At 47.1% G+C, this 7,873-nt stretch carries 7 protein-coding genes and 3 tRNA genes; all 10 read left to right on the top strand.

All coding sequences use genetic code 11. The features are described 5' to 3' along the window. Positions 1-49 precede the first annotated feature (49 nt). Positions 50-126 (top strand) — tRNA-Arg (locus GRP75_RS15515). 12 nt (positions 127-138) lie between these two features. Next, positions 139-218: transfer RNA gene (locus GRP75_RS15510), tRNA-Leu, on the top strand. A 7-nt stretch (positions 219-225) separates the two neighbouring features. Then, positions 226-299, top strand: a tRNA-Pro gene (locus GRP75_RS15505). A 114-nt stretch (positions 300-413) separates the two neighbouring features. Further along, the gene (locus GRP75_RS15500; protein WP_160789749.1) at positions 414-1,118 is read left to right on the top strand and encodes a BofC C-terminal domain-containing protein; all 705 of its coding nucleotides are present in this window, start codon (positions 414-416) and stop codon (positions 1,116-1,118) included. A 230-nt stretch (positions 1,119-1,348) separates the two neighbouring features. Then, entirely contained in the window at positions 1,349-1,852 is a 504-nt protein-coding gene (ruvC, locus tag GRP75_RS15495; protein ID WP_013311580.1) for a crossover junction endodeoxyribonuclease RuvC, read from the top strand. Beyond that, positions 1,849-2,463 (top strand): Holliday junction branch migration protein RuvA, encoded by a 615-nt coding sequence (ruvA, locus tag GRP75_RS15490; protein ID WP_013311579.1) that lies wholly within the window; start codon positions 1,849-1,851, stop codon positions 2,461-2,463. The genes ruvC and ruvA overlap by 4 nt, the downstream gene beginning before the upstream one ends. Before the next feature lie 50 nt (positions 2,464-2,513). Further along, complete coding sequence (gene ruvB / locus GRP75_RS15485; RefSeq protein ID WP_160789748.1) at positions 2,514-3,521, top strand: Holliday junction branch migration DNA helicase RuvB; 1,008 nt, start codon at positions 2,514-2,516, stop codon at positions 3,519-3,521. A 227-nt stretch (positions 3,522-3,748) separates the two neighbouring features. Next, positions 3,749-5,842 (top strand): SpoIID/LytB domain-containing protein, encoded by a 2,094-nt coding sequence (locus GRP75_RS15480; protein ID WP_160789747.1) that lies wholly within the window; start codon positions 3,749-3,751, stop codon positions 5,840-5,842. Positions 5,843-5,849: 7 nt separating this feature from the next. After that, on the top strand, positions 5,850-6,878 hold the full coding sequence (queA, locus tag GRP75_RS15475) for a tRNA preQ1(34) S-adenosylmethionine ribosyltransferase-isomerase QueA (RefSeq protein ID WP_160789746.1): 1,029 nt from the start codon (positions 5,850-5,852) through the stop codon (positions 6,876-6,878). Positions 6,879-6,898: 20 nt separating this feature from the next. Then, positions 6,899-7,873, top strand: a 975-nt coding sequence (tgt, locus tag GRP75_RS15470; RefSeq protein WP_160789745.1) for a tRNA guanosine(34) transglycosylase Tgt, incomplete at its 3' end; no start/stop codon positions are given.

The raw sequence follows: 7,873 nt of genomic DNA, 5'->3' as shown, positions 1-7,873 counted from the left end.
TGCCAAGGCGAGGGTCGCGGGTTCGATTCCCGTCGTCCGCTCCATATTTGCGCCCTTAGCTCAGCTGGATAGAGCGTTTGACTACGAATCAAAAGGCCGGGAGTTCGAATCTCTCAGGGCGCGCCATTAACTTCATAAGCCGGTGTGGCGGAATTGGCAGACGCGCGCGACTCAAAATCGTGAGGGAAACCGTGGAGGTTCGAGTCCTCTCACCGGCATCTATTTCGGGATGTAGCTCAGCTTGGTAGAGCACCTGGTTTGGGACCAGGGGGTCGCATGTTCAAATCGTGTCATCCCGATTCAAAAGGAAAGTCGCTGGAAGCAGCGGCTTTTTTGTTATATTCATATCTTTTTGTATAAATCAGTAATCGTCAGGTCACACTAACACAAAAAGTGGGACGGAAGGGATTACTGTGAAGCGATTAAGTTGGAAAAAACAGATGAAACGGCGCTGGAAACAGTGGAGAAGAACAGTGTGGGCTTTTAGCATTTTTGGTGCGGCTTGTTTGCTGGCAGGGTTGGGTATTCTGTTTTCGAATTATTTGCAGGCTATGTTGTCACAGCCACTCGCTACTACCGTCATGGCTGAGGAGAGCATGGAGGAGGCTTCACATCTGAGCCCAACTGAAGATCACTCCTCACAGATGCAACTACTGCAAAGTATTCGTGCTTCCGGTATAAGCAGGAAGACCCGTCTATTAACCACCTACGTGTGTGGTACGGAAACACTTTCCTTGGGAACACTAAGTTCACAGCAGCTAGAGACCTTACTGAAGCAACATCCCGATTGGAAGGGGCGACTTAATACCAAAGGAGAGGTGTGGCTGGAGCGCAGGGTGGAAGACTTGTCAGAGTCATGCAAAGAGCGTGGATACATGGGTTTGAGCACTGACGGCCAGCTTACATTGTATGAAGGGCTACCTAAAAGAGAAAAAGTTATCCGCACTTTTTTTCAATTGGATGTGGGTTCCATGGAGACGGCCTTGCCAGAAGGGGTGTATAAACAACTTCAGCAGGGGATCCGTGTACAGGATATAAATGAGTATAACAGTGTAATCTCCACTTTTAGTGACTTTGCCGTGGAGCGAACACAAAAGGTATTAAAGCAGCACTATTAATTACAACTACGGAGACGTTAGGCATTGCCCATGAGGTGAGGCTTGAAGCGTCTCTTTTTATGTTTTTACTCACGTTTAAATTTTTTCCTCTATTAGATACAAAGTTTTGTTATAATGAAAAGAACGACACATATGTTCGCTTTATATAGTATTTGGCCATGATTATATTAAGGATAACGTCTGGCTATTGTTTAGTTACGCCATGTTTGAGCGATAGGGGAGAGATTTTTTTGCGTTTTTTAGGAATTGATCCGGGCATTGCCATTGTGGGCTTCGGATTTGTAGACAAGATTGGCAGCAAGGTGGTTCCTGTACAGTATGGCTGCATCCAGACGGAGGCCCATACACCGGAAGAAGAAAGGCTGCTTCATGTGTATGAAGGCATGTTGCAATTAATAGATAAATATAAACCTGATGCAGTAGCACTGGAAAAGCTCTTTTTTAATCGCAACGTTACAACCGCTATGTCTGTAAGTCAGGCGCGTGGGGTGCTGGTACTAGCTGCAAAACAACGTAATTTGCCTATAGGTGAATACACGCCGATGCAGGTAAAGCAGGCTATTGTAGGGTATGGTAAGGCTGAGAAAAAACAGGTACAAGAAATGGTTAGAATGTTTCTAAAGCTTCAAGTTGTGCCTAAACCGGACGATGTAGCGGATGCTTTGGCGGTGGCTATTTGTCATGCGCATTCTTATGGACTAAATTCAAAATTAAATGAGGTATTGCGAAAATGATAGATTTCTTGCGTGGTTCTGTAGCCCATTTGGAGAATGAATATGTCGTTTTAGATGTACAGGGTGTAGGGTACCGGGTATTTTGTCCGAATCCTTACGCGTTCGCCAAAACAGAAGGTCCAGTGGTTATTTACATTCACCATCATGTAAGGGAAGATGCTATTTTACTGTTCGGTTTTGCGACCCGTGATGAGCAGCAGCTGTTCCGTAAACTGATTGATGTATCTGGTATTGGACCGCGTGTTGCTCTTGGTATTTTAGGAGGCGGTACGCCTGCTCATGTGGTAACGGCGATTTATCAGGAGAATATCACATTTCTCACCAAGTTACCGGGGATCGGTAAAAAGACGGCACAACGTATGATTCTGGATTTGAAAGATAAGCTCGACGGTATTGGCTCGTTGGGGATGGCAACCGGATTGTTTGCTGAGCCTGTCGTAGAAGAAGGCGAAGGTTCATATTGGGGCGAGGCCCGTGAGGCGCTCAAGGCGCTGGGTTACACTGATGCTGAGTTGGATAAGGTATGGAGCAGAATGAAGAAAGATGCGAAACCTGATGAATCTGCTGATATTTTGATGAAGCGGGCTTTGCAACTGTTGTTTGCCGGATAGGACGCTGATGTCCGTTAACAAATGTCTGGTGAAAAGAGGAGCGATGGAATATGGATGACCGGATTATTTCCGCCAATTTGATGATGGAAGACCAGACGGCGGAGCTAAGCCTTCGCCCCCGTTATCTAAATGAATATATCGGGCAAGATCAGGTTAAGGAAACTCTGAAAGTATATATTGAAGCGGCCAAACTGCGTAAAGAAGCGTTGGACCATGTACTGTTGTACGGACCGCCGGGGTTGGGTAAAACAACTCTTGCTAACATTATCGCCAATGAGTTGGGGGTTAATCTGCGTACGACTTCAGGTCCTGCAATTGAAAGACCGGGAGATTTGGCAGCATTGCTGACCAATCTTCAAGAGGGTGATGTTTTGTTCATTGATGAGATTCATCGCCTTCATCGTACGGTGGAAGAAGTCATGTATCCTGCAATGGAGGATTTTGCGCTGGACATTATGATTGGTAAAGGCCCGAGTGCACGCTCGGTCCGTCTGGATTTGCCACCCTTTACCCTTATAGGGGCCACTACGCGCGCTGGGCTGCTCTCTGCGCCATTGCGTGATCGGTTTGGTGTTATTAGTCGATTAGAGTTTTATACGACAGACGAGCTGGCTTACATCGTGTCCAGGAACGCGGATATTATGGAGATTGAAATTGTCGGGGATGCGGCAGAGGAAATCGCATTGCGTTCACGGGGGACACCGCGTATTGCCAACCGACTGTTAAAAAGGGTGCGTGATTTTGCACAGGTTGCCGGAGATGGTATTATTCATTCTGAGTTAGCTGCAGAGGCGCTAAAGAGGCTTCAAATAGATCCACTCGGGCTTGATGAAATTGATCATAAAATGCTTAAGGCCATGATTCATTCATTCCGAGGCGGACCTGTAGGATTGGACACCATTGCTGCAACTATTGGTGAAGAGAGTCAGACAATTGAGGATGTGTATGAACCCTATTTGTTACAAATTGGCCTTTTACAAAGAACACCTCGGGGACGAACAGTGACTCCGGCGGCATATGCCCACCTTGGAATCCCAATGCCAACGGATCCACGGTGATTAGGAAACATGATGCACTTTTAAAAAAATCATTGCATGGTTACACGCAAGTATGGTGAATACGATATCGGCTGACGGATGATTGAGGGAAGTGAGAGTGTAAGTAAGATTCGAGCGGGTTCATATTTTGGTTTATTCCGCCGATGTATTTAAAGGGATAGACAAGGGTCGAGATCCCGATAATTACGCAATATAAGTGCTAGACAGCTAGATTGGGGGAGCCAGAAATGAGTGGAGAAGCATTTAACCGAAAAAGTATTTTCGGTGCATGGATGGGCCGGGCCAAACGAGCAGCAGCGATTATGGTATTAGCTACAGTGTGCATACCTTGGTCTTCGGGCGTTCACGCTGCTGCCGCCCAAGAGGATATTCGTGTAGTGATTTTTGCGGATCTAGGTAGCAAATATAAAGCGACAGTCCCCGCTGTAACCTTGAAATCATCAGGAGGTCTGAGCGTTGGACAGAACAGTGGAGGCAGTTTTCAAACTTGGATGGGACTTCCAGACAGTACGGCTCGTTTTAGTGTAGACAGCTATCGGGTGAAGGTACTTGAAGGAAATGAAGCAGCGGCGATAAAAGCGGCCCAAGCCCTGCAAAAGACTAATGATAAACCTACGGTTTTTATCGGTTCAAAAAATGGTAGCTCTGTGTATCAAGTGTACGCGGGAATATATGCTAGTGAACAGTCTGCGCAGGCTGCTGTACAGCGGATTTCCTCCGCAACCGGAGCGCAGCCCGAGGTTAAGGGAAACAAGCATTGGTCCACAGGAAGCTACGGAAGCGAGCAGGAAGCTAATCTCGTTCGAACGACAATTGCTGCGGCGGGCTTTGATGCTTTTACTGTGATTCAATCAAGAGGCCAGTATGCTGTATGGGTTGGAGAAGAAAGTAATGACAGCAAGCTGTCGGCTTTGAAAACAGAGCTGGAGAGCAAGCAGCCGAGACTCACGCTGTCTAAAGTTAATGCTACTCAAACTGGCCTCATTATAAGACAGGAAGCAGGAGTCACGACTGGCTCGCAGGTGATGTCTCATTACATGCTAAGTGGTTCTGATAATAGCAAGGTAATTGTCAACGGGGGTAATAATGGAATACAAGTGGTCGAAAGATCACAGCGTACATATCGTGGCGAGATGGAGATTGGCATGACGTCAGGCCAGCTGGCGCTTGTGAACGAAGTTCCTTTGGAGCAGTATTTGTATTCCGTGGTAGGAGCAGAGGTCTATTCCTCATGGCCAGATGAAGCGCTCAAGGCTCAAGCGGTAGCGGCTCGTAGCTACGCGCTTGCTCAAGGCAATCGGTTTCAGATCGGCAATGTAGTAGATGGCACGTTAAGCCAGGCTTACAACGGTAAGAGCTCGGAACATGCCAATGTCAATGAGGCTGTAGATGCAACAGCTGGTGAAGTCATTAAAAGCGGCGGCAAAGTGGTCGAAGCTGTATTTTCATCTAATGCGGGCGGTGTGACAGCAGATGCTTCCGAGGTGTGGAACAGTGGTGGCGAAGCCTTTGCCAGCGTAGACAGCTCGGGGGATACTTCGGCACAAAAAGGAGCACAGGAATGGTATCATGTACTTCTCTCCAGTGGCAAGACAGGTTATATTCGTGAGGATAATGCTAAGGAACTGGAGGGTGTCACAGAAGCGGGGTTAGACAAAATCACCGTCACTGCGGAAAATACAAATGTGCGTCCTATTCCCCAAATCCAATCGACAGTTACACCAATAGCCAAGGCGCAGCCGGGCGAAGAGATAATTGTATTAGAAAAGGTGCCTCAGTCCGGAGACTATGCATGGGTGCGGGGGCCCTTTACGTCAGCTCAGCTTGCTAAATCCCTGCAAGGGAAAGTCACGGGCACAGTGCCTTCCTCTATTAATCACCTCGATGTCACCAAACGTGGTCCATCAGGGCGAGTGTTGGAGGTTGAAGCGGACGGATCCCCTTTGAAAGTGAAATATCCAGATATGTTTCGCTCAGCGATGGGCGGACTCCCGAGCACACTGTTTGATATTGCGAGTACCGGAAGTTATACTGTATTAGGCGCTGATGGGGCTACTTCTCATGTAAGTGGTACACAAGGCACTCAAATCCTGTCCGCATCTGGCAGTAGTACTTCAAGTGGTAACGGGGTGATCGTCATGAATGAAGATCGTCATGCACGGGTCATTGACAAAACACAAAGCTTTATTTTTACAGGTAAAGGAAATGGTCATGGTTTGGGCTTATCCCAATGGGGTGCCAACGGTTTGGCCGAGCAGGGGTATGATTACAAGAAAATTTTGCAACACTATTACAAAAATGTGGATATAGTTAAGGACTGACCAATATATGAATGTAAACGACTACGATTTTGAACTGCCTGAAACATTAATTGCACAGACACCTTTGCTTGATCGGAGCGCTTCTAGATTACTGACGTTAAACAAAAATAATGGTGAAGTGGGTCATCATACGTTTTCGGATATTGTGCAGTATCTCCAACCAGGGGATACGCTGGTGTTAAACGATACGAGAGTGATTCCAGCACGCTTGTTTGGCATCAAGGAAGACACGGGAGCTAAGGCTGAGGTTTTGCTGCTTAAGCAAATGCAAGGGGACCGATGGGAAGCATTGGTGAAACCCGGTAAAAAGCTGAAAAAGGGTGCTGTTATTGTTTTCGGTGATGAACTGAAAGCAGTAATTGAGGAAGAAGGAGATATGGGTGGAAGGGTACTTTCATTTTCATATGACGGTATTTTTCAGGAGATCTTGGACCGTCTGGGGCAGATGCCGCTTCCGCCCTATATCAAGGAACAACTGGATGACCGCGAGCGTTATCAGACCGTTTATGCTCGGCATGAAGGTTCTGCTGCGGCTCCAACGGCAGGGCTGCACTTTACAGAAGAATTGCTGGACCAGATTAAAAAGAAGGGCGTTACCGTTGCCTTTATCACACTTCATGTTGGCTTAGGGACGTTCAGACCGATGTCTGTGGATACGATTGAAGAGCATGTCATGCACGAAGAGTATTATTCATTATCACAGGAAACGGCAGATGTACTTAATGCAACCAAGGCGCGCGGTGGGAGAATCGTGGCAGTGGGAACAACCAGTTGTCGAACGCTGGAGACGGTGGGCAATACATTCGCAGATGGAGTGCTGCAGGCCAGCAGTGGCTGGACACAGATTTTTATTTATCCAGGCTACGAATTCCGTGTGGTGGATGCGATGATTACGAATTTCCATTTGCCTAAATCCACCTTGGTTATGCTGGTCAGCGCACTGGCGGGCAGGGAGAATATTATGCATGCTTACCAGGAGGCGATTGACCGACAATATCGGTTCTTCAGCTTCGGGGACGCAATGTTCATTTATTAATTAAGGATGGTAGAGAAAATATGGCACCAGCAATAAGATACGAACATATTAAAACCTGCAAGCAATCGGGAGCTCGTCTCGGGCGTGTACACACACCTCACGGAGTTATTGAGACACCAACCTTTATGCCGGTGGGAACTCAAGCGACTGTTAAAACGATGAGTCCTGAGGAACTGAAAGCGATGGATGCTCAAATTATTTTGAGTAACACGTACCATTTGTTTCTTCGTCCCGGCCACGATATTATTCGTGAAGCGGGTGGATTGCACAAGTTTATGAATTGGGATCGCCCTATTTTAACGGACAGCGGTGGATTCCAGGTGTTTTCCTTAAGTGAAATGCGTAAAATTTCAGAGGAGGGTGTTCATTTTCGCTCTCATTTAAATGGAGATAAGAAGTTTCTTTCACCAGAAGTGGCGATGGAAATTCAAAACTCGCTTGGCTCAGATATTATGATGGCCTTCGATGAATGCCCGCCGTTTCCGGCTGAATATGAGTATGTGAAAAAGTCACTGGAACGCACCAGCCGTTGGGCTGAGCGTTGTCTAGAGGCACACGCGCGTCCTCATGATCAAGGGCTGTTTGCCATTGTACAAGGAGGCATGCATGAAGATCTGCGTAAGCAAAGCGCTGCGGATTTGACTTCCATGGATTTCCCGGGGTATGCTATTGGTGGACTGAGCGTAGGTGAACCGAAGCATTTGATGTATGAAGTGCTCGATTATACGGTTCCTCTGCTTCCTACCAACAAGCCACGTTATTTGATGGGCGTGGGTTCGCCTGATGCTTTGATTGAAGGCTCTATCCGTGGTGTGGATATGTTCGATTGTGTACTTCCAACCCGAATTGCTCGCAACGGGACAACGATGACCAGCCAAGGTCGTCTTGTCGTTCGCAATGCCCAATATGCAAGTGATTTTGGCCCGCTTGATCCCGCTTGTGATTGTTATACTTGTCGCAATTATTCACGTGCTTACTTGCGACATTTGATTAAA

The sequence above is a fragment of the Paenibacillus sp. OT2-17 genome (assembly GCF_009827695.1).
In the GTDB taxonomy this organism is placed as follows: domain Bacteria; phylum Bacillota; class Bacilli; order Paenibacillales; family Paenibacillaceae; genus Paenibacillus; species Paenibacillus polymyxa_B.
Note: the sequence above shows the minus strand (reverse complement) of the source record. Positions and strands in the feature narration are given on the sequence as shown.

Coding starts and splice junctions, on each gene's coding strand:
- ruvA (WP_013311579.1), top strand. CDS start 1,849: ATGATAGATTTCTTGCGTGGTTCTGTAGCCCATTTGGAGAATGAATAT.
- ruvB (WP_160789748.1), top strand. CDS start 2,514: ATGGATGACCGGATTATTTCCGCCAATTTGATGATGGAAGACCAGACG.
- GRP75_RS15480 (WP_160789747.1), top strand. CDS start 3,749: ATGAGTGGAGAAGCATTTAACCGAAAAAGTATTTTCGGTGCATGGATG.
- queA (WP_160789746.1), top strand. CDS start 5,850: ATGAATGTAAACGACTACGATTTTGAACTGCCTGAAACATTAATTGCA.